The organism is Thalassotalea sp. G20_0 (genome assembly GCF_017744175.1).
Classification (GTDB): Bacteria; Pseudomonadota; Gammaproteobacteria; order Pseudomonadales; family Endozoicomonadaceae; genus Endozoicomonas.
Window position 1 is genome coordinate 47,409 of the sequence record NZ_JAGHQV010000009.1, and the last position, 21,120, is coordinate 68,528.

The window sequence follows — 21,120 nt, forward strand, 5'->3', positions numbered from 1 at the left end:
CAGGCAGACAAACTGCCTGAACGAGGTAGACAATGAGTATCCTGATCACCGGCGGGGCTGGCTACATTGGCAGCCACACCTGTCTGGAATTACTGAATGCCGGTTATGACGTGGTCGTCGTAGATAACCTGTGCAACAGCCATGAGACCGCGCTACACCGGGTGGAAAGCCTGACGGGTAAGCAGCCCGCTTTTTATCCTGTTGATATACGCGATAAAGAGGCGCTCCGCACCGTATTCACCAAACACAGCATTGAAGCGGTGATTCATTTTGCCGGGCTAAAAGCCGTTGGTGAGTCTACCCGGATACCGTTGGCTTATTTTGACAACAACGTCAACGGAACAGTAAAACTTCTGGAAGTCATGGATGAGTTTGACGTACGACACCTGGTCTTCAGCTCTTCTGCCACCGTGTATGGCGACCCCCATGAAGTGCCGATCAGGGAAGACTTCCCGGTTGGCCAGGTTACCAACCCCTATGGACGCAGCAAATTCATGGTGGAGGAGATCCTGCGTGATACGGCGGCTTCTGATGATCGATGGAATTTCAGTATTCTACGCTACTTCAACCCGGTGGGAGCCCACGAATCCGGCTTTATCGGTGAAGACCCCAGTGGTATACCCAACAACCTGATGCCGTATATTGCCCAGGTGGCCGTTGGCAAGCTGGAGCTGCTCAACGTCTTTGGCAACGACTACGCGACCCACGATGGTACCGGTGTGCGTGACTATATCCATGTGGTTGATCTGGCCCTTGGCCATCTGGCGGCATTGCGAACCCACTGGACCGATCAGGGCGTCCACACCTACAACCTGGGTACCGGCAAAGGCAGCAGTGTTCTGGATATGCTGCACGCCTTTGAAAAAGCCTGTGGTAAACAACTGCCTCACCAAATCCAGCCACGCCGTCCCGGGGATATCGCCCAGTGTTACGCCGACCCTGCCTATGCAGAACAAAAGCTGGGCTGGAAAGCCACCCGCACCGTTGACGATATGACCATCGATACCTGGCGCTGGCAGTCAGAAAACCCGAACGGATTTAACCAATGACACAATTTAATCCTGTTGATCACCCACACCGTCGATTCAACCCGCTGATTGGCGACTGGGTACTGGTATCTCCCCATCGAGCCAAGCGCCCATGGCAGGGGCAGGTGGAAAAAACAGCGCCGGACTTTCGCCCCGTGCATGATCCGGAGTGCTTTCTCTGCCCGGGCAATGACCGTATTACCGGTGACCATAACCCGGACTACACCGATCCCTACATATTCCCCAATGACTTCCCGGCGCTGCTGACGGATACCCCGGATGCCACCAGCGAGTCAGACCTTTTCCAGAGCAGCTCTGCCAGGGGGGAAGCACGGGTGATCTGTTTTTCACCGGATCACAGTAAAACCCTGCCACAGTTGACCGAACAGGAAATCCGCAAGGTGGTGGATACCTGGGCAGAACAGGTCATCGAACTGGGGGAGACTTACCCCTGGGTGCAGCTGTTTGAAAACAAAGGGGCGGTGATGGGCTGTTCCAATCCCCACCCCCATGGGCAAATCTGGGCCAGCAGCTTTCTGCCCAACGAAGCCCGCAAAGAAGACGACAACCAGCGTCAATGGCTGCAGGAAAAAGGCACCAATCTGCTGGTTGAGTATGCCCTGCGGGAATCTGAGTCCGGTGAACGTACCGTCGTTGAAAATGATCACTGGATTGCCGTAGTTCCCTACTGGGCAGCCTGGCCGTTTGAAACGCTGCTGCTGCCCAAGCGACAGGTACTGCGCATGCCGGATCTGACCGAAGTGGAACGTGATGCCCTGGCCGACATCCTGAAAAAACTGACGACAAAGTACGACAATCTGTTCCAGACGTCATTCCCCTACTCTATGGGCTGGCACGGTGCGCCCTGTCATCAGGGTGAAGTCAGTACCGATGATAGCCACTGGCAACTGCACGCTCATTTCTATCCACCGCTGCTGAGATCAGCAACCGTTCGCAAGTTTATGGTGGGATTTGAAATGCTGGCAGAAACTCAGCGTGACCTGACCGCGGAACAGGCTGCTGCTCGTCTGCGCGAACTGTCCGATGTGCATTATCTGGCAAGCAGCCCAGAGCCTGCGAAAAGCCTTTAAGATTGCTCCGAGTTATGGAAAGTAAGATGAACCAGAAACAAACCCTGACTGCACTGTTCGAGAAAACCTTCGGCCATCAGCCAACCCACTATTTCCAGGCACCTGGCCGGGTCAATCTGATTGGTGAGCACACCGACTACAACGATGGCTATGTACTGCCCTGTGCCATTGACTACCAGGCAATGATTGCGGCTTCTCCCAGGGATGACCAGAAAGTCATGGCCACTGCGCACAGTTACGACGGGCAGGTCACCGAGTTTGAACTGTCCCTGCCGGTTCCGCACAGTGAAGAGGCCTTCTGGAGCAACTACGTCCGTGGTGTCGCCACCGTACTGCTGGAAAAGGAAATGAGCCTCAAGGGTGTCAATATTGCCATTATTGGCAATGTTCCCCAGGGTGCCGGCCTCAGTTCATCCGCCTGCCTGGAAGTGGTTACCGGTCTGACCCTGACCCGAATGGCCGGGCTGGATGTCAGCCTGAAAGAGCTGGCATTGATTGGCCAGCAGGCAGAGAACGAGTTTGTTGGCTGCAAGTGCGGTATTATGGACCAAATGATTTCCGCCTGTGGCAAGGAAGACCATGCCATGCTGCTGGACTGCCGGTCCCTGGATACCCGACTGGTGCCCATCCCTGAAAACGCGGCGGTGGTGATTATCAACTCCAATGTCAAACGTGGCCTGGTAGACAGTGAATACAACACCCGTCGTACACAGTGCGAAGCAGCAGCACAGCACTTTGGCGTCAAAGCCCTGCGGGATATTACCCTGGACCAGCTGGAAGCCAGCCAGGGCGAACTGGATGAACTGACCTACCGCCGGGCCCGCCATGTGGTGACTGAAAATGATCGCACCCTGGCCGCTGCCGAAGCACTGGGCAGGGGTGACCTGGAAGCCATGGGCAGATTAATGGCTGAATCCCATCTCTCCATGCGGGATGACTTTGAGATCACCGTACCACCCATCGACGGTATTGTTGATATTGTCAAAACTGTTATTGGCAATGAAGGCGGTGTCAGAATGACCGGTGGCGGCTTTGGCGGTTGCGTCGTTGCACTGATTCCGGCAGAAAAAGTGGATGCGGTCAAACAGGCGGTTACTGAACACTATCCGACCTGCTCCAATGGCCTTGTGGCTGATATCTACGTTTGCCGTGCCTCCCAGGGGGCTGGTGAAGTATAACCCTGCTAATCAATGGGACCCCTCAAGGGGTCCCTGTCCTGAAGTTATTGACTTCAGAAACCCGGTTCCCGGGAATAATATCGATACACATAAAAATACCTCTGAATCGCTTCAGAGGTATCCTCAGCCAGATGTTCACCTGATAAGTGTCACGCTTCGTCGCTGCTATCTCCGCTGAGAGGCATTGTTAACGACTCCATTGTATACATATCCCTCGTACTACTCACACTATGGTAGGTAATTTCCGAACGTGATCCAGAGTCAAAATTCTCATTTAATAGTTCCTGAATGTCAGGGTAAGGATCACGAAAGGAGTAATCCTCCGAGGATGAAAAGCCGTCCCCATAACGTCCCATCGGTGTCAGGCCACCTCTCAAACTGGAGCTGTCCTGCATGTGGGTCGGCCTTGATGAAACCATTGTTCCATCAGCTGTCAATTGACTCTGTAATTGCAATGAAGTGTACGCTGAATCCACACCAGCCTGGTTCAGACTACTCTGGCCGACGGCTGCACCCTCAACAACCCCCAGGTCGGCAGCAAGCCCTCTTTGGATCTCATACTGGGACACGCCATCAAAGCCTGACGTACTCGTTATCAATGAAGAAGAGCCTGACTCAATAGACCTCTCTTCTCTTTTAATGGTGACACTTGTCTTGCTACTACTTTCCATCAGCTCTGTTCTTGATTCCAGAGAAGCAAGTCTATTTTCGTTCTGTCCCTGCTCCGTTCTTATGGTCGAGAACTCTTTACCCAGTCCTTTTAAATCACTCTTTATATCATTCACCATTGAGGCAAAGTTCGGGATATTCATAATTGGTTCTATGTTGCGGATAAATTCCTGTATTTTTTCCTCACAACGCTGTAAACGACCACTGAAGTCATCCATACGCTTACCAGTCATTTGTACACCACCTTTTAGTTCAAGAATGCTTTTTTTAATACTGTTGATTACCTCCAGTTGTTCTCGTAACTCCCGGATCTCAACTTCTGCTTTATTCATTATAGAAATATGACCATTGATGGTTGCCGCCCCCTTCTTGCAATCCAGTTCAGATTCAGCCAGTTTTTGCTGCAGCTGATCGACCTGTTCACGCAGCGTATCTATTTGTGTCTGGGATACCCTTTGCTGTTCCTGAAGTATGGCAATTTTTTGCTCTTTTACTGCAACATCCTGGCGTAGTCTTTGAATTTCTTCCTTATTACCTTCAGCTTTAGCGGTAGCCAATTCGGCACTAAGGCCGCGTACCTGAGTGTTCAGATCACGAATCTCTTTCTCACGCGCCGAAATTGATGACAAATGAGTCTGAATTAATTCCTGCTGACTCTGGGTCGTTTGTTGAAAATTTTCAATATCTATTTTATGAGATTTCTGCTCCTTCATCAGAGCCTGATCCGTTTTACCCTTTTCAAGTAAAGCTGCATCGTACAGGGCCCGGTTATCCCTGGCCTGCTTATGAGCTGTTTCCAATTCACCCGTTAGTTTCTGATTTTTCTGCTGCAACTCTGTATTAAGGGTTTTTGTATTATTAAACTCCGTTCCCATGCGATGCATAGTGCCAAGTTCTGACACCTGTTGTTCGATTCGTTGCTCTAAACCTTTAATATTTTTTTCACTTTCTTTCAGTTCTTGCTCCAGATGAGCAACCCGTGCCTTACTTTGACCCACCTCCTCCCGTAAAGAGTCAACTTCTTTTCCCATTCGTGCACGTTCAGTCTGGAGATTTTCTATTAACTCCAGTTTCTCCTTTAGCGTGGTCTGCAGTTGCCTGGCGCGTTCCGATACGTGATTTTTATCCGCCTGAACCCTTGTCAGCTGCTGTTCCAGGGAAAGTGCCTCTTTCTTTACTTCCGAAAGTTCTTTTTGTGTATCACTTAATAAATTCTCCGAGCGGGTCAGTTGACCATTGGCAGCCTCCAGACTGGTTTTCGTGTTATGTAGTTCATTTTGCAACCGGGTCTCATTTTTCCGATATGAGTCCAACTCTTCTCTTAACTGGTTCTTCTTCAGGTTTATTGCAGACAGCGCCTGCCCATCCCGCTCAATCTCTTTGTTCAAAAAAGCCACGCGACGATCCATATTCTCAATAGTCGCTGACAGCTCTGACTTTTCAGTCACCAGCTCTGACATTGTGGTTTTCAGCTGAAGATTCTTCTCAGCCTCTGCATACATCTTTTCTTCAGCATTGCTTGCATGGTCTAACGCGCGATTGAGCTGACCTTCCAGAGACTGTTTATCGGCATGCGCAGATTGCAGCGCATTGTTTAGTCGGGCTACCTCTTGCTCTGCCTCGCTCCATTTCAATTGAACCTGCTCCGATTGCTCTCTCTCCCCTTTGAGCTCATGGTTGACAGTATTAAGAGTGTCTCTCGTCTGCTCCTGTAACTCAGTTAATGATGTTTTCTCAGCCAGTAGCTCCACGATTGTTTGACGAGCCATCTGGTGAGAGTCCAGGAGTCGCTCGGTACAATCAGTCATACGCTGGCTCGAATCCTCCCATCTTGAGGCCCTTCGCTCCTTCGCTAATAATTCAGTATATCTGTCAGGAGGAATATCAGCTCTTTTTGCCAGGTGACGATTCCGTTGTTCACTGGCTTTTAGTTTTTCCTCAGTGTCACGAAGTGCCATGCGAAGTTCGTTTTTCTGCATCATTAGCTCATTGTTGTGTTCCTTCAATCTGGACATAGCCTCAGGGTTAGCATGATCAACAACACGACCACCAAAAGGGGGGGAGCCATCAAATGATGGAGCTGCCCCTGCATACTGATGTCCTGACAAATGAGGCGTGCCAGCCTCGTAATTAGCTACTCCACTCCCCCCCCAGGAAACCTGCCTCTGCCCCTTTTCGGGAACAGAAGATGGCACACCAGTATATAAGCTGGGTTGTGACACCGCGGGGGGAGGTGTCATGATATTGCTATAAGACATTTTATTACCTTGCATTTTTTGTTGGGCCAAAATAACAATGCTTGGAGAAGATAAAGCTGGAGAAAGTTGCATGAATTCATATTTTTTTTAAAATCAAAAGACAGTGTTTTAATTTCAATATCCGATAACTCATTATCTGAAAACCAGGGAGAGACAACTCGACAATCGGGTTGTTCGGGGTTTTAGACCAATTTCACGACTACATGGATGCCGGCGCAGGCACACCGTTTCAATGAGTTTGAGGTGTAATCTCCGCGCAGGATGCACGGACGAAGGGTGATTGGCGCAGTCTTGGGTATGGTGTTTACACCCTTCGACTCCGCTTGGGACGAACAAAGTTTGGGCGTCATTGATAGAGAGAAACCATCAATTACATTGAAACCATGTACCAGGGGAACACAGGAGCGGTTGCCGCGCAGGACAGTTTAATACGGCAGGGTTCTCGGAGGCTGACTATGCAAAGCATAAACCAGATAGCATAGCCGTAGCTATACTTCCGGATTATCGGGTACAGTTGAAGCATCCGCTTCCGGCCTGGAAGACACTGGCAGACTGTCCGTGTTAGCGCCGGAATCGGCCCGATCAGGCGCTTTTGCCCATATCTTCCGATTAAGCCAGCCGGTGTTCTGCCGTATAGCATCGACAATAGCCGTACTCTTTTTCCATGTCCATGAGGCCATGGGCTTCGCTCCGTAATCAAAAGCCAGATACAAGGATTTGCAGAGCTGGCTATAGGGCCACTTCACTAAACCAATCATGGCATTATCCAGCCGAACTGCAGCCACCGCGTTGCTTGCTGTTGATAAGGCCTGATCTATCCCTGGAGGACCATTATCAGAAGCCCCGTCTACCATAGTGGGACATTCAGTCATCAAAGCTGAGCGCTGATCTTGTCCGGCTGTCTGCTCATTTAGACTTACAGTCCAGGGTAGTATGTCAGTCTGCAATTGGTGCAAGGTGGAAACATCTGTTCCACCTGTTGCTTGCGATAATGCCTTCCTTTGGGTTGCTACTGGCGTTATGGCTTTTGTTCAACATTTTCGGATTCTACTACCTCATTTGCAGCTACTGACCCAGGCGTTTCAGTCCGAGGTAATTCAGCGGTACTTGGATCGTCTTGCTTTTGTTGTTTCTGCTGCGCCTTAAGTTCAATGAATTTTTCCTGTTGTTCCTGCAGCGCCTCAAATTGATTGACTGCTTGCAATAAACGCTCATTCTCGTAATGCAATTCCTGATTTTTTGTCAGCAGTTTGCGCTTTTCTTCATCAATAGCTTTTGATTTAGCGTCCAGCTCCCCGATTGTCATAGCGTCAGCTTCAAGCCTGTCTTTTAATGCTTCTTTTAAACCTGTTAAATCCGCACTATCCGAACGTTCTCCACTAATCAACATTTCCAGAGAATTTAAATCTTCATCTTGCTTTGCTTTTTCTTCTGACAGTTTTTTATTTTCTTCCACCAACCGAGCTACATCACCTTCGTTACTTTTAAGTTTTTCCATGAGGTTATGCAACTCATTAGAAAGGTGGAGAACATTGTTTTCTGCAGCATGAAGCTGATCGGTTATATTTTCCAGCTCATGTTGAGTACCGACATTGACGTTTACCTCTTCCTGCTCCGAGTTACCGTGGACAGGCATACCCAGCAACTCTTCGTCCTCAGAAACTGCCTGTTTTATCAGTAATTCAAGCCCCGCTCCTGGCAGGGCACCTTCGACCATGTGGAACTCAGCATCCGAGGAACCAATCTCTGTCTGGGTATCCGTATTGACCAGCACCGTTAGTGGTTGCTCCTCTACCTGGGAAGCTGTGTCGACACGCTCCCGGGATTCACTTACTGTGACTTCAGATGTCTGCACTCCACGTGAATCCTTTGGAATATCCAGTGTCGCCTGAAGCTCCTTAATACGACTCTCAAGCTGTGATCGGGTATGAATTTCGGTCTTTGCTTTCGCTTCTTTTTCTTTAAGCAGATTAATGTATTGCTCCTTCAAACTCGTTAATTGATCACAAGATTTACTGTATTGTTGTTCAAGCTGAGATACCTGGGCTCTAAGCGATGTTTCCACAAACTGCAGACTTTCATTATTAGCACATTGATCTTTCATCCTCTGATTCAATTCGCGGCATTCCGCCCTCAGCTTTTGAACCTGCTCTTCGTTTTCAGCCTCGATAGCCTTAATAGTTTCTTCATAACCACCCGCTAATGTATCCATTTCAGATTGAAGCGTCGCCGAAAGCTCCTTCAATTCAAGCTTATGCTGATTATCTGACTTCATCGTTTCAAAGAGATGCCGACCTGATAATCTGCATATCTCTGCCTCGTAACGCCCCTCTAAATCAGACATTTGCTGCTGGTCTGCTGCTAATTTGCTCTCAAGATTATGAATTACATCAGCCTGTTCCTGTCTGGTCCGCATATCACCTTCCTGATCATGATCATGTTGCTGCCGGGCTGCTTCAAGCTCTTTGGAAAGCTCTGCAATACGTACCGATTTTTCAGCCAGTTGTTTGTCCAATGCAACTCTTAAATCCTGATAACGTTTACTGTTTTCTTCATTATTGATCTCAAGACCATCTGCACGATTGGCTAAACGTTCCAGCAGAACATTGAGCTGATGATTTCTCTTCTGCTCCCGTTTTAATTTAAGCTCCAACTGCTTAGCCTGATCATTAACCTGATCGTTCAGGCTCTTTAACTCACCCGAGTGGGTCTTCCAGGCTGCCAGCTGGGCAGAAACTTCTGCATGCCTCGAATCAATTTGTTGTTTGTGCTGCTTAAGCTTTCCGGCTTCCTGAACCTGCTTTGCCATCATTGGCAGAAGCTTTTGAACCGGCTCTTCAACCCCGGTGATCTTGCGGAACAGGAGTTTCATGCCTCTGCCCGCATCATAGGCCAGGGAGGCAGGGATAAGTATCGGGCTAAGCACAATAGTGGCAAAGTATCCAAACGGGCCAAGCTTGCCAACAAGCCATTTTCCCCATTTGATCAAACCGGGCTTGTTAAAGCCCAGGTCATCAACCGCAGCTTTGGTTGTTTGATGTATTGCATTGGCTCCATCGTTCACACCCTTGATAGCGGATGAATAAGCCGCATCCGGCCCAGCATTGGCAGCCAGGGTTTTTACCGGATTATCAGTTACAGGTCCCATGATCATTCCCTCTCTATGTTTTTATTTAAAATCGATAAAATTGAACTCTTGTTTTAGAGTGGAAAGTTATTAATTAGTTTCCCAGCCAAATAAATATTTTATAAATAAAAAAATAATTTTTAATATCATTAAAGAATAACGAGTTATTTATTCCCGATTCACTGTTAATGTGATTGTCCAAACCGGTGCTCCCACAAGTGAAGGCAGCGGATTATGGTGTCTGAGTTTTCAGCAGCAAAAAGAACTTCCTATGCCTCTCTTTGACCACTCTACAAAAGTTAATTCAATATTCACCCACGCCTTGAGCAGGCATATTAACCGACATAACGTTGTTCTGTGAGCAGGGCTGTGCTTTCAGAGTTTCGGGAGGATGCCCCTGAACGGAGTTCTCAACAACAATAACAAAGAGAGAAGGTTAGATGGACGTTATAGTCAATATTTCGCTGCTGGTTGCCCAAAGCATCATTATGTTTTCACTGGGCCTGGGCCTTGAAATCAGTGATTTTAAACGTGTACTGGAACGTAAAAGGGTGGTGGGCATTGCACTGACGGCCCAGGTCATGGTGCTGCCCCTGCTGGCCTATCTGACGGTGCATTTGTTCTCGTTTTCCCCCGCCTTTGCCGCAGGGCTGATGATCCTGAGCTTCTGCCCCGGGGGCGTAACCAGCAACATTATTTCTAAATTAGCCAAAGGCGATGTGGCGTTATCCGTCTCTTTAACCGCCGTTACCAGTATTCTGGCCTTTGTGTCTGTTCCTTTTTTGGTGTCACTGTCATTGACCCATTTCCTGGGTGATGCATTAAACGAGTATTCCTTCAGTGACATTGCCTTAGTCACCTTTCTGATTACCACGACGCCGGTATCACTCGGGGTGATCTTCCGCCATTTTAAAACGTCAATTGCAGTAAAAATTGAAACCGGGCTCGAACGTTTGGCTTACGTATTGTGGACCATCATCGTGCTTGGTGCAGTGGTGTCCTCCGCCGAAAATGTTATGAATAACTTTTCCCAAGTGGTTTTGGGACTTCTTTTCTTACCCATTGTGATGACGTGTTTTGGTTTGATACTGGGACGATTGTCTAATCTCACCCGTACCGAGTCCAAAACCCTTGCCATTGAAGCCAGCATTCAGAATTCCCCCATGGCGCTGACCCTGACGGTGTTGATCAGTGGCGTGAGTACAGGCTTGCCAGACCTCGCCCTGCCAGCAGCGGTGTATTCGCTGACGATGTATGCGGTTGCGTTCCCGTCCGTGATTTTGTTACGTCGATGGGGTGATGGGGCCAAACAGACTCCGGGCTTTAACCCGACAGCGGATTCACCCAGTCAGGCGGGGTGATACCGGGACATTTGGACAATGGCGATGGGACGGGGAGATTGTTCTCAACCTCTGAAGCTGACCATGGGTTGGCAATAGTACATGAGATCAAGTTAAAATAGCCTCATCATCGCTTTTTTATAACTCATCCCGACAGCTAACCGTCCAGGACAACCGTTTGCGAAACTCATCCCGTCATTGCATGCAACAGAAAACAGGTGTGCCTGAGTCATTGAAGACGTTGAAAATTAACAAGGAATCAAGGATCAAACGTGTGAATCATTCTCCTGCGTTTATTGTTCGTTCAGTTGTCGTAATGGTACTGACACTCTTTCCCGCTTTGACGTTTGGCACTGAACCCGTCTCTTACGATGATCCACTGGAGGGCTGGAACCGCCGGGTGTTCAAACTGAATGACACCCTGGATCACTATGCCCTGAAGCCGGTGGCAAAGACCTACCACTTTGTCACCCCCGGGCCGGTGCAAACATTAGTCAGCAACTTCTTCAGCAACCTCGGGGAACTGAGAAATATCGCCAGTGCCGGCGTCCAGCTCAAAGGGCAGGATGCACTGGTGTCATCAGGCCGCTTCATCATCAATTCAACGGCGGGTATTCTTGGCCTGATTGATGTAGCAACGCCCATGGGGCTTGATAAGCGCTACAGCGATTTCGGGCTGGCTTTTGCCAACTGGGGGATACCTTCCGGACCTTACCTTGTGCTTCCGTTACTTGGCCCGAGTACGTTCCGTTCCGGCGTTGGCCGAATTCCTGATGCATTCACCAATCCGGTAGCCTATCATGACACTGAGCGGGATCGCTGGATTCTCGACGGCATTGACCTTATCAATCGTCGCGCTCAATTCCTGGATGCTGAAGAGCTGATTCTTGGAGACCGTTACACCTTTATCCGGGACACTTATTTACAAAGACGTGAATATTTGATCACCGGCCAGCTGCCTGAAGATGACTTCTAACTATAAACCGTCAATGACAATCGCATCAGCCATTGGCTCCGATGACTTTAAGCAAACACATTAATTTGCCAATACTCCCGCTTGCAGCCAAGGCAGCTTGGGAGTATTTTTCCCTTAACTTTACATTTTAATGTGGTTTTTTTATCCGAATGTATCGGGTTCACGCGGGTCCTTATCTTCACTTTACTTTGCGGGTGTATCCATGACCGGCAGTACCATTCTGGTCATCGACGATGACACTATAGTACGTGAAAGCATTGTCGCCTACCTGCAAGGCATTGGCTTCAAAACCCATGAAGCCGGAAATGGACAACAGGGCCTGCATATTTTTCGTGACTGCCATCCGGACCTGATTCTGTGTGATCTTCGCATGCCGATCATGGATGGACTCACCATGCTGAGCCAGGTGCGCAGTGAAGCCAGTGACATACCCTTTATTGTTGTCTCCGGCGCTGGCGTTATGACCGATGTGGTAGAAGCCCTGCACCTTGGTGCCAGCGATTTCCTGGTGAAGCCGATCGTGGATCTTGAGGTATTAGAGTACGCCATCCACCGGGCTCTTGAAAAAGCCCAGTTACTGATGGAAAACAAGCGCTACCGGGCCAGCCTCGAAGAAGCCATCAACTCTTTGAAAAGCAGCCTGACCCTGCTGCAGGAGGACCAGAAAGCCGGCCGTCAGGTGCAGATGAATATGCTGCCCAGACACCCGCTGGAATACAAGGATTTCAAAGTTGACCACAACATTATCCCATCCCTTTATTTAAGCGGGGATTTTGTCGACTATTTCACGCTCAGCGACCACAGTTTTGCCTTCTATCTGGCCGATGTTTCCGGGCATGGCGCGTCATCTGCTTTTGTTACCGTGCTTCTCAAGCACATGTCCATCAGCCTGCTTCAGGACTATCACAACAACGGCGGTAAAATCAGGGTCAAACCTTCACATGTCCTGAGCTACATTAACCAGAGCCTGCTGAAAACCGGACTGGGAAAACATGTCACCGTGTTTGGTGGCATAGTCAATACCCGTGACCAGACGCTTACCTACTCGTTTGGCGGACATTTTCCATTACCTGTGATCGCTGAAGAAGGCAAAAAGGTCCGTTTTCTTGAAGGCAAAGGCTTACCGGTAGGATTGTTTGAAGATGCTGCCTATGAGGATGTTATTATAGACTTGCCCCGGCAATTCAGCTTAACTATTCTATCTGATGGTATTCTTGAGGTTTTGCCCCAGAAAAGCCTCAAAGAAAAGGAAGATCATTTATTATCGGTTATCGGAGAAGGTGCCGACACCATAGCAACATTGACCGAAAGGCTGGGGCTCAATGATATTCAGGAAGCCCCTGATGACATTGCAATGTTAATACTGGCTCGATACTGATTATGACACCCGGAAAAATTCAGTTTGCCGAAAGCGAAGGTACCTACGTACTTAAGCTGATCGGAGAAGTTCGACTCACCCTCTGCTCCAGTCTGGAGAATCTGCTTCAGGCCATGTTCGAAGAGCCGCAATTTCGTTCGGTGATTGTTGACCTTTCAGAGGCGGAAACCATCGACAGCACGTCACTGGGGCTATTGGCGAAATTATCCATTATGGCCAGAAAGCAGATAGACCAGCGGCCAGTGCTGATATCTCCCCGCCCTGATATCACCAGAATCCTTATGAGCATGGGTTTTGAGCGAATCTTTATCATTGTTGAAGATGTCGCCGGTCAGACCTGCGAATACCAGGACATTGAATGTGAGGAGTGCAGTGAGGAATCCATTCATGCCCGGGTACTGGAAGCCCACAGAACGCTTATGAGCCTGAATGAAGACAACCAGAAGGCCTTCAGTGACCTGGTTAAACAACTGGAGCGCTGCAGGCAGCCAGAGCTGACTGCCTGACGTTTGTTTTCACATTGCCTTCAGGTATTACACGCTTTCCACAAGCCTGACAGCATCAAGCAGCACATCAATCCCGGCACCGGCTTTATGGGCATTTTCACTGATGTGCCTGCGAAAACGACGGCCGCCGGGTACACCATGATAAAGCCCCAGCATATGGCGGGTAATATGGCTGAGCCATGTTCCCCTGGCAAGCTCTGACTTAATATAGGGCAGCATCTTCTCGATCACTTCAGCGCGACTCTTCACGGGCTGCTGACAACCATAGAGCCGACCATCCACCTCGGATAGCAGATACGGATTCTGGTAGGCTTCACGACCCAGCATCACTCCATCCACATACTGCAGGTGATGATCGATCTCCTCAAAGGTCTTGATCCCGCCATTAATAGAAATATTCAGCCCGGGAAACTGAGTTTTAAGTTCATACACCCAATCTGGCTTTAACGGCGGAATATCCCGATTCTCTTTCGGAGAAAGCCCTTCCAGAACGGCAATACGGGCATGAACGATAAAGGTATCGCACCCCGCCTCTGCCACAGTACCGACAAAGTCCAGCAACTCTTCCCGGGACTCGCGACCATTAATACCGATGCGATGCTTTACCGTTACCGGAATGGCCACACGCTCTTTCATGGCTCTGACAGCATTGGCTACGGTTTCCGGCTCGGCCATCAGACAGGCACCGATACGGCCATTTTGCACCCGGTCACTGGGACAACCCACGTTCAGGTTAACTTCCTGATAACCCCGTTCTTCCGCCAGCCCGGCGCAAAAGGCAAGGTCGCTGGCATCATGTCCACCGAGCTGAATGGCCAATGGGTATTCAAATGCATCATGCTGTAAAAAGCGGTCTTTATCGCCGAATACCAGGGCACCGGTGGTGACCATCTCGGTGTACAGCAGTGCCCGTTCTGACAGGACACGGTGGAAGTAGCGACAGTGTCTGTCAGTCCAGTCCATCATTGGTGCCACGGAAAATCGCCGATCCGGTGAAACCACCGTTGTCTCTTTATTAGCTATAGGTTGATTCATTAACCACTAAGGTCCACTGAAAAAATCTGAAAAACCCCGAAATCGACTGCCATTTGCTACGTATTTGCTACGCATTTACTACCCAATAAAAGTAGTGAAACACGACCTCAGAACCCTGAAAAAAATAGTTATCAAGTATGACAACCTCAACAAGAAAAACAAAGTCGGGAAATGTGCGGTATACCGTTCAGATTCAAAAAACTATAAAAGGTGGCAAGTGTACTAGCCCGGATATTTTTTTAGCAAAAAACAGTGGGAAGGCTATTCTTGCTTAAAACCGAAAGGCTACGGAGGGCAAAGGGTGATTGCCTGTTCTCCTGCGCTGGTGATAATTACTTCAATAAAAATTGCCATATCAATTTCCACGGGCCAACCTTTTTGAACCAGCAAAAAAGTTGAAAATGGCAGCATAAAGACGGTAAAAAGGACAACCATTGGAATTTCTATCCTGAAACAGCCTGAATTCAAATAGCTATGTCCGCACCAGCACTAGAAATACTCAATTCCGTCTTTGGATACGATGCATTTCGCTCACATCAGAGCGCCATTATCGACAACATACTGGCTCGTAACGACACGCTGGCCATCATGCCCACCGGTGGTGGAAAGTCTATCTGTTACCAGATCCCGGCTCTGATCTTTCCGGGACTGACCCTGGTAATCTCACCGCTGATCTCCCTGATGGAAGATCAGGTCCATCAACTGACTTCTCTGGGCATCCCCGCCGCCCTGTTAAACAGCACCCTGAGCAGTGCGGATTATCATAACACTCTGGGCCAGGTGCGCAATGGCAACATCAAACTGCTGTATATGGCACCGGAAACCCTGATGCTGGAACGTACGCAACAGTTGCTCAGCACCCTCAACATTGACTGCCTGACCATTGATGAAGCCCACTGCATCTCCGAATGGGGTCATGATTTCCGCCCGGAATACCGGCAACTGGCAGAGGTGCGCCGACTCTTTCCAAATGCCGTCTGTGTGGCACTGACAGCCACCGCCACACCGAGGGTACAGCAGGATATAAAAACCAGTCTGCAGATGTCCGACACCAATGAGTTTATCGCCAGCTTTAACCGGACCAACCTGTTTCTGGAAGTGATGGAAAAAAAGAAGCCTGTTGACCAGACCCTGAAACTGATTGAGAAATACCAGAATCAGTCCGGCATTATCTACTGCAATTCCAGGAAACAGGTGGATGAGCTGACGCAGATTCTGGCGGATAACGGTTGTTCCGTAGCGCCCTATCATGCCGGGCTCTCCAGTGAAGAAAGGAAGACTAACCAGTCCGCTTTTATCCGGGATGATATTCAGATCATGGTGGCCACCGTAGCGTTTGGCATGGGCATCAATAAATCCAACGTTCGTTTTGTTCTCCACTTTGATATGCCTCAGAATATTGAAAGCTACTACCAGCAGATCGGCCGTGCCGGGCGGGACGGACTGCCTGCCAACTGCCACTTCCTGTTCAGCTATGGCGATATTCAGAAGGTCAAGTTCTTTATCAACCAGAAACCCGATTCGGAACAGCGCATCGCCAACCTGCACCTGAACGCTCTGATCGGCTATGCAGAATCCGAGGAGTGCCGGAGAGCACCGCTGCTGCACTATTTCGGTGAAGCCTATAGCCAGGAAAACTGCCAGCTCTGCGACAACTGCTTATCCGAGAAACAGCCGTTTACTGATGTGACCGTACCCGCCCAGAAACTGCTCTCCTGCATCTATCGCACAGGACAGCTCTTTGGTGTGTCCTATATCATTGATGTGCTGCGGGGATCAAAATCCAAAAGAATCCGGGAACGGCAACATGACCAGATTCCCACCTACGGCATCGGTACTGAATTGACCAGACCCCAGTGGCAGCAGCTGGCCCGTAAATTGATCCAGGAAAACCTGGTACTTCAGGATGCGGAATACGGCAGCTTAAAACTGACCGACAACTCCCGTGCCGTACTCAAAGGGGCTCAGCAAATCCAGATCAGGCTTACGCAAAGAGCAGAACCTGCCAGTAAAGCAACAGCAGAGAAACAGAGCAGTCTGGAGTATAACCACGAGTTGTTTAATATTCTCAGAGCCTGTCGCAAGGTGTTGGCAGATCAGGAGAACGTGCCGCCTTACGTTATTTTTTCCGATAAAACCCTGATTGAAATGTCGGCCAGATTTCCACAATCCAGATACAGTCTGCTACAGATCAGCGGTGTTGGTCAGGTAAAACTGGATCACTATGGCGATGCGTTTCTCCATGAAATCATCTCATTTTGCGAAAAACATCAGATAGAAGAGATCGCAAAACCCTCTGCCATTGACAGCCGCCCCCGTCATCGAACAGTAAGCCGGGGCAGACATGTTGAGGTTGGGGAGTCGTTCAGCAAGTATAACTGTCTCAACCGTCTTCAGGACGAGTTCAATCTGAAGCTGCCTACCCTGCTCAGCCATCTCTATAAATACCAGACGGAAGTCGCTCATCTGCCGGTTTCGGATGCTTTTCTCCAACAGTCCCGGCTATTGCCTGCACAACAGGCTCGTGTTCTGGAAGCCATAGACACCCATGGTACTGATCGTTTACGACCACTGTTTGATGCGATGCAGGAACAGGTTTCTTATGATGAGTTGCATCTGTTAAGACTGCACTATCTGGTTCATCATCCGCAATCACTCACGGACAAAACCGACGACAACAGATAAAAAATCAAAAAGGGATCCGGCTCGTTGCAGGATATAAACTCGCCGAAGAAATATCCGTTCAGATGGCATACAGATAAAATATTGACCAAATTCACACAAACTATAGACACAAATTGACAAAGCTGATTAATATATGTCCAGCGATTGTAGGGATGTTAGTACCAATCGCTCCCAAACCGATCACATTTATAAAGTTAGTAAAAGGATTATTAACATGATCAGGCAATTGATTCGCGATTTCCTTAAAGAAGAAGATGGGCTGGCTGCTGTTGAGTATGCGGTTTTAGTTGCTGCCATTGTTGCGGGAGCTACTGCTTTCACTTCACAATTCAGCGGTAATGACGGTATTTTCGCCAGCATAGCTAGCCAAATCAAAACACAGATAAATAAATTGACTAGTTAACCTTGTTCGCCTCGTTCCCAGGTTTCTGCGTGGGAGCGCATACAACATCCAAAGACACCCCAAAGCAGACAAGTAGTACTGTCTGCATTCCCACGTAAAGCATGGGAACGAGAATCATAAAAAAAATTAAAATACGGAAAACCCATGCAGGTAGCGGATTACCCGCAGGCCCTGATTCTTCTGCTATGCAGCACTCTGTTACTGGCCTGCTATTTCGATAGTCGATACAACCGAATTCCCAACTGGCTAAATGGCACCGTGATTATTCTTGCCATTGCCTTTCACACCATCACCGACAGCACTGGCGGCCTTATGTTTTCCACACTGGGCACCCTCACCGGCTTTGCCTGCTTCTTCCCCGGCTACCTGTTTAACAAAGCCATAGGAGCCGGTGATGTAAAATTAATGACCGCATTGGGTGCCATACTCGGCAGCCAGGCAATCTTTATTTCCGCCCTGTTTACCCTGATCGCCGGCGGCATACTGGCACTGCTTTATATTGCCCTTAAAGGCCAGCTGTTACCCACAATGCAACGTTACTGGCTCAGCACACGACTAATGACTTATTTATCACCGGTTGATGGCGAGGTGGCCACAGGCAAATTTCCCTATGCCCTGGCCATTACCACCGGAGTTATTCTGCAATTTTATTATCAGACACTGGTTTAGCCGTTGTTTCCCGACAACCTAGACCTTATCAACATTGAAACAGCAAGGAAGCACCCATGAACGGACGCACATTGGGTATGTTGGGTTTCTCCGCAGTGATGGGACTCACTGCCGCCTGGTATGCCAGCACACAACTGACCGGGGCAGAATCCACCCAGCCGGTTCAGGCCCAGCAGCAGGGTATCCCCATGGGGCAGGTGCTGGTGGCAAAAGAGACCATTCCCTTCGGCACTCTCCTGACCAGTGACCTGGTCTCCACCATGGATATTGCCCTTGAACATCTGCCCGACGGTGCGCTGACCAGGCTTACAGAGATAAACGGCAAGATGGCCCTGAATGCACTGTTGCCAGGGGATATTATTATGTCCGCACGGTTAACCGATGCCGGTACCGGTGGTTTGCTGGCCACCCGGGTACAGCCGGGCATGCGGGCGGTGAGCGTCCGGGTAAACGATGTCAGTGGTGTTGCCGGTTTTGTACTGCCCGGTGACCGGGTGGATGTGCTGTCCATCCAAACTGCCCGCAACGGTGGCTCCAATAATACGGACAACTCCGAAATTCTTCTTTCAGATGTGGTAGTGCTGGCAGTAGACCAGCAGGCTATCAACGACAGCGGTCGTCCCCAGGTGGTGCGCTCGGTGACCCTGGAAGTCTCACCACGGGACAGCGAATCCCTGGTGCTGGCCAGCAGCCGTGGCAGCCTGCAACTTTCTTTGCGCAATCCGGAAGAATCTTTGTACCCGGAGGTGGAAGATAACCGGCTGCAGATTATCCGGGGCACCTCCCGGGAGCTGACCCGACTGAAAGGCCAGTCTGTCAGTCCTGGTGCTTCCGGGCAACCGGCCTCTCTGGCTTCCAGCAACTGATCAGGGGTAGTGTTTACGATGTTATGTTCACCGAATCGACTTATTCTCAAGAAGCTGGCCAGAGGGTATTTCAGAAAGTGCATCAAAGGCTGCGCTCTCGGCAGTCTCTCACTGTGTCTGTTATCAACCCCACTGATACCCGAGCATGCTTTTGCGGCCAGCGCCATTGATATCTCACGGGGCAGTCATCATCAGCATCAGGTGGCTATTAATCAGTCCCGGCTGATCAATCTTGCGGGCAAGCCGGGCCGGATTTCGGTGGGAAATCCCGATATTGCCGACCTGCTGGTACTGGACAGTGGTCAGGTATACGTGGTTGCCAAATCCCTGGGACAAACCAATATTCACGCCTGGGACAGCAAAGACCAACTGCTGGCCAATCTCAATATTGAAGTGACCCACGACCTGAATCTGCTGAAGCGTAAACTGTACCGCCTGCTGCCCGGAGAAACCATCGAAGTGCGCAGCAGTGGCCGGGATATTGTGCTCTCCGGTGAAGTTTCCGATGCCATCGTTCAGGATTCCGCTATTCGTCTTGCTCAGAGTTTTGCTGCCGGAACTGATGACGATGCCAGTGTCATCAGTTTGATGAGCATCGGCGGTGCCCGCCAGGTGATGCTGGAAGTTAAGGTGGCCGAGGTCCAGCGTAACCACCTCAAACGTTTGGGCATCAAATTTAATGCCCTGACCAATGGTGGACGCTGGAGTGTTGGTGGTTCCAACGGTGGCAGCAGTTTCCCCAACCTCACCACCGCCGACAGTGGTGATACGATTCCCTTGATTCGGGACGGTGGTGTCTGGGGGCCTCCCCTGAAGCAGTTTACTCCGAATGATATCACCCTGCCCGGCTCAGGGCTGTTTGCCAGTCTGCTGACCGGTGACAGCCTGTTTAATCTTTATATCGATGCAGCAAAAGACAACAGCATTGCCCGGATTCTGGCAGAGCCAACACTGACCACCATGAGTGGCCGGGAGGCTAAATTTATCGCCGGTGGCGAGTTTCCGATTCCGGTCAACTCCGGTGATGATCAAGTGACCATCGATTACAAGGAATACGGCGTTGGTCTTCAGTTCCTTCCTATGGTACTGGACTCTGGTCGTATTAACCTGCAGCTCGATGTCAATGTCAGCGATATTATCAGCTATAGTGCCTCCTCTTTCGGTTTTGCCAATAACTCCAATGTGCTGGTGATTCCCACCCTGACCAAGCGCAGTGCCCAGTCCACGGTTGAACTGATGGATGGACAGACCATTGCCATTGCCGGACTGGTCAACGAAAACCTGCGGGATGTGGTGGATAAATTCCCCGGCCTGGGCGATGTACCGGTGCTTGGCTATCTGTTCCGCAGCCAGGAATTCCAGAAAGGCCAGACGGAACTGGTGATTATGGTGACACCCCGTCTGGCAAGACCATTACAGAATCCAGAGCCCTCCCTGCCTACCGATACGTTTGTGGCTCCGGATGACCGCGCCTTTTATCTGCTTGGGCAATTCCAGCCGGAAGCTCAGTCGGCAACCGATAACCCGCAGAAACGGATAGCCCATGCCGGTGCGGAAGGCCAGTACGGTCATGACCTGGGAGGTGATTACTAATGATCCGGTTAAACAGTAAACGTTCCATACTTCTTCTCACCCTGGTATCAGTGGCATTAACCGGTTGCGTGATGAAAGAACGGCATCACTTTACTGATGAAGCCGCTGACACACGCCGTCTTGCCGTTAAGTCCATTATGGTCAGTCAACGGTTACACCCGAACGCCTCTGAACAGAACTCTGACAAACTGTTAAGCGGTGAAGATGGTGGCCGGGCGGCCCAAAGTCTCGGGGAATATCGGGGTAGTGAAAGTAGTGAATCATCGGAGAACAACAGTATCACTCTTGATTTAGGTAACTGACCACACAGCAGCCTTA

At 49.7% G+C, this 21,120-nt stretch carries 18 protein-coding genes; 13 read left to right on the top strand and 5 right to left on the bottom strand.

The features are described 5' to 3' along the window. Positions 1-32: 32 nt before the first annotated feature. The 3 genes from galE to galK are packed head-to-tail and all read left to right on the top strand — an operon-like array spanning position 33 to position 3,297. Complete coding sequence (galE, locus tag J7438_RS07575) at positions 33-1,049, top strand: UDP-glucose 4-epimerase GalE (RefSeq protein ID WP_209201495.1); 1,017 nt, start codon at positions 33-35, stop codon at positions 1,047-1,049. Continuing rightward, the gene (locus tag J7438_RS07580) at positions 1,046-2,119 is read left to right on the top strand and encodes a UDP-glucose--hexose-1-phosphate uridylyltransferase (RefSeq protein ID WP_209276077.1); all 1,074 of its coding nucleotides are present in this window, start codon (positions 1,046-1,048) and stop codon (positions 2,117-2,119) included. The genes galE and J7438_RS07580 overlap by 4 nt, the downstream gene beginning before the upstream one ends. A gap of 26 nt (positions 2,120-2,145) precedes the next feature. Further along, positions 2,146-3,297, top strand: a complete 1,152-nt coding sequence (gene galK, locus J7438_RS07585) for a galactokinase (RefSeq protein ID WP_209276078.1) — start codon at positions 2,146-2,148, stop codon at positions 3,295-3,297. A 149-nt stretch (positions 3,298-3,446) separates the two neighbouring features. Here the strand turns inward: galK and J7438_RS07590 are convergent, their stop codons facing one another. The 3 genes from J7438_RS07590 to J7438_RS07600 all read right to left on the bottom strand — a co-directional run bounded on the left by J7438_RS07590 (position 3,447) and on the right by J7438_RS07600 (position 9,213). Continuing rightward, positions 3,447-6,296 carry a coiled-coil domain-containing protein gene (locus J7438_RS07590; RefSeq protein ID WP_209276079.1) on the bottom strand — a complete coding sequence of 950 codons (2,850 nt, stop codon included), beginning with the start codon at positions 6,294-6,296 and terminating at the stop codon, positions 3,447-3,449. 416 nt (positions 6,297-6,712) lie between these two features. Further along, positions 6,713-7,078, bottom strand: a complete 366-nt coding sequence (locus tag J7438_RS07595; protein WP_209276080.1) for a hypothetical protein — start codon at positions 7,076-7,078, stop codon at positions 6,713-6,715. A 164-nt stretch (positions 7,079-7,242) separates the two neighbouring features. Then, positions 7,243-9,213, bottom strand: coding sequence for a coiled-coil domain-containing protein (locus tag J7438_RS07600; protein WP_209276081.1), 1,971 nt, complete (start codon positions 9,211-9,213; stop codon positions 7,243-7,245). Positions 9,214-9,791: 578 nt separating this feature from the next. On the opposite strand from J7438_RS07600, the gene J7438_RS07605 reads away from it, so the two are divergent. The 4 genes from J7438_RS07605 (at position 9,792) to J7438_RS07620 (ending at position 13,551) form a co-directional block, all read left to right on the top strand. Further along, positions 9,792-10,712, top strand: coding sequence for a bile acid:sodium symporter family protein (locus tag J7438_RS07605; protein WP_209201489.1), 921 nt, complete (start codon positions 9,792-9,794; stop codon positions 10,710-10,712). A gap of 253 nt (positions 10,713-10,965) precedes the next feature. Next, entirely contained in the window at positions 10,966-11,667 is a 702-nt protein-coding gene (locus tag J7438_RS07610; RefSeq protein WP_353620105.1) for an MlaA family lipoprotein, read from the top strand. 202 nt (positions 11,668-11,869) lie between these two features. Next, positions 11,870-13,045 (top strand): SpoIIE family protein phosphatase, encoded by a 1,176-nt coding sequence (locus J7438_RS07615; protein WP_209201487.1) that lies wholly within the window; start codon positions 11,870-11,872, stop codon positions 13,043-13,045. Positions 13,046-13,047: 2 nt separating this feature from the next. After that, the gene (locus tag J7438_RS07620; protein ID WP_209276082.1) at positions 13,048-13,551 is read left to right on the top strand and encodes an STAS domain-containing protein; all 504 of its coding nucleotides are present in this window, start codon (positions 13,048-13,050) and stop codon (positions 13,549-13,551) included. A gap of 27 nt (positions 13,552-13,578) precedes the next feature. On the opposite strand, the gene dusA is transcribed toward J7438_RS07620, so the two are convergent. Together dusA and J7438_RS07630 are read right to left on the bottom strand one after the other, a co-directional pair. Beyond that, positions 13,579-14,586, bottom strand: coding sequence for a tRNA dihydrouridine(20/20a) synthase DusA (gene dusA / locus J7438_RS07625; RefSeq protein ID WP_209276083.1), 1,008 nt, complete (start codon positions 14,584-14,586; stop codon positions 13,579-13,581). Positions 14,587-14,871: 285 nt separating this feature from the next. Then, positions 14,872-15,021, bottom strand: a complete 150-nt coding sequence (locus tag J7438_RS07630; protein WP_209201484.1) for a hypothetical protein — start codon at positions 15,019-15,021, stop codon at positions 14,872-14,874. 39 nt (positions 15,022-15,060) lie between these two features. Between J7438_RS07630 and recQ the strand changes: the two genes are divergently transcribed. The 6 genes from recQ (at position 15,061) to J7438_RS07660 (ending at position 21,104) form a co-directional block, all read left to right on the top strand. Further along, on the top strand, positions 15,061-17,271 hold the full coding sequence (recQ, locus tag J7438_RS07635) for a DNA helicase RecQ (protein WP_209276084.1): 2,211 nt from the start codon (positions 15,061-15,063) through the stop codon (positions 17,269-17,271). A 214-nt stretch (positions 17,272-17,485) separates the two neighbouring features. After that, complete coding sequence (locus J7438_RS07640; RefSeq protein ID WP_209276085.1) at positions 17,486-17,674, top strand: Flp family type IVb pilin; 189 nt, start codon at positions 17,486-17,488, stop codon at positions 17,672-17,674. A gap of 144 nt (positions 17,675-17,818) precedes the next feature. Further along, positions 17,819-18,343 carry an A24 family peptidase gene (locus J7438_RS07645; protein ID WP_209276086.1) on the top strand — a complete coding sequence of 175 codons (525 nt, stop codon included), beginning with the start codon at positions 17,819-17,821 and terminating at the stop codon, positions 18,341-18,343. Between the two features lie 56 nt (positions 18,344-18,399). Then, a complete protein-coding gene (gene cpaB / locus J7438_RS07650; protein ID WP_209276087.1) occupies positions 18,400-19,209 on the top strand; it encodes a Flp pilus assembly protein CpaB in 810 nt (269 codons plus the stop codon). 18 nt (positions 19,210-19,227) lie between these two features. Continuing rightward, on the top strand, positions 19,228-20,802 hold the full coding sequence (locus J7438_RS07655; RefSeq protein ID WP_286196461.1) for a type II and III secretion system protein family protein: 1,575 nt from the start codon (positions 19,228-19,230) through the stop codon (positions 20,800-20,802). Continuing rightward, positions 20,802-21,104, top strand: a complete 303-nt coding sequence (locus tag J7438_RS07660; RefSeq protein WP_209276089.1) for a hypothetical protein — start codon at positions 20,802-20,804, stop codon at positions 21,102-21,104. The genes J7438_RS07655 and J7438_RS07660 overlap by 1 nt, the downstream gene beginning before the upstream one ends. The last annotated feature ends 16 nt before the right edge of the window (positions 21,105-21,120 follow it).

Excerpts from the sequence above, each read along its gene's own strand:
- J7438_RS07580 (WP_209276077.1), top strand. The coding sequence starts at position 1,046 with ATGACACAATTTAATCCTGTTGATCACCCACACCGTCGATTCAACCCG.
- recQ (WP_209276084.1), top strand. The coding sequence starts at position 15,061 with ATGTCCGCACCAGCACTAGAAATACTCAATTCCGTCTTTGGATACGAT.
- J7438_RS07645 (WP_209276086.1), top strand. The coding sequence starts at position 17,819 with ATGCAGGTAGCGGATTACCCGCAGGCCCTGATTCTTCTGCTATGCAGC.
- J7438_RS07595 (WP_209276080.1), bottom strand. The coding sequence starts at position 7,078 with ATGGTAGACGGGGCTTCTGATAATGGTCCTCCAGGGATAGATCAGGCC.
- cpaB (WP_209276087.1), top strand. The coding sequence starts at position 18,400 with ATGAACGGACGCACATTGGGTATGTTGGGTTTCTCCGCAGTGATGGGA.
- J7438_RS07640 (WP_209276085.1), top strand. The coding sequence starts at position 17,486 with ATGATCAGGCAATTGATTCGCGATTTCCTTAAAGAAGAAGATGGGCTG.
- J7438_RS07615 (WP_209201487.1), top strand. The coding sequence starts at position 11,870 with ATGACCGGCAGTACCATTCTGGTCATCGACGATGACACTATAGTACGT.
- J7438_RS07605 (WP_209201489.1), top strand. The coding sequence starts at position 9,792 with ATGGACGTTATAGTCAATATTTCGCTGCTGGTTGCCCAAAGCATCATT.
- J7438_RS07620 (WP_209276082.1), top strand. The coding sequence starts at position 13,048 with ATGACACCCGGAAAAATTCAGTTTGCCGAAAGCGAAGGTACCTACGTA.
- J7438_RS07660 (WP_209276089.1), top strand. The coding sequence starts at position 20,802 with ATGATCCGGTTAAACAGTAAACGTTCCATACTTCTTCTCACCCTGGTA.
- dusA (WP_209276083.1), bottom strand. The coding sequence starts at position 14,586 with ATGAATCAACCTATAGCTAATAAAGAGACAACGGTGGTTTCACCGGAT.
- galK (WP_209276078.1), top strand. The coding sequence starts at position 2,146 with ATGAACCAGAAACAAACCCTGACTGCACTGTTCGAGAAAACCTTCGGC.
- galE (WP_209201495.1), top strand. The coding sequence starts at position 33 with ATGAGTATCCTGATCACCGGCGGGGCTGGCTACATTGGCAGCCACACC.
- J7438_RS07655 (WP_286196461.1), top strand. The coding sequence starts at position 19,228 with ATGTTATGTTCACCGAATCGACTTATTCTCAAGAAGCTGGCCAGAGGG.
- J7438_RS07630 (WP_209201484.1), bottom strand. The coding sequence starts at position 15,021 with ATGGTTGTCCTTTTTACCGTCTTTATGCTGCCATTTTCAACTTTTTTG.
- J7438_RS07590 (WP_209276079.1), bottom strand. The coding sequence starts at position 6,296 with ATGCAACTTTCTCCAGCTTTATCTTCTCCAAGCATTGTTATTTTGGCC.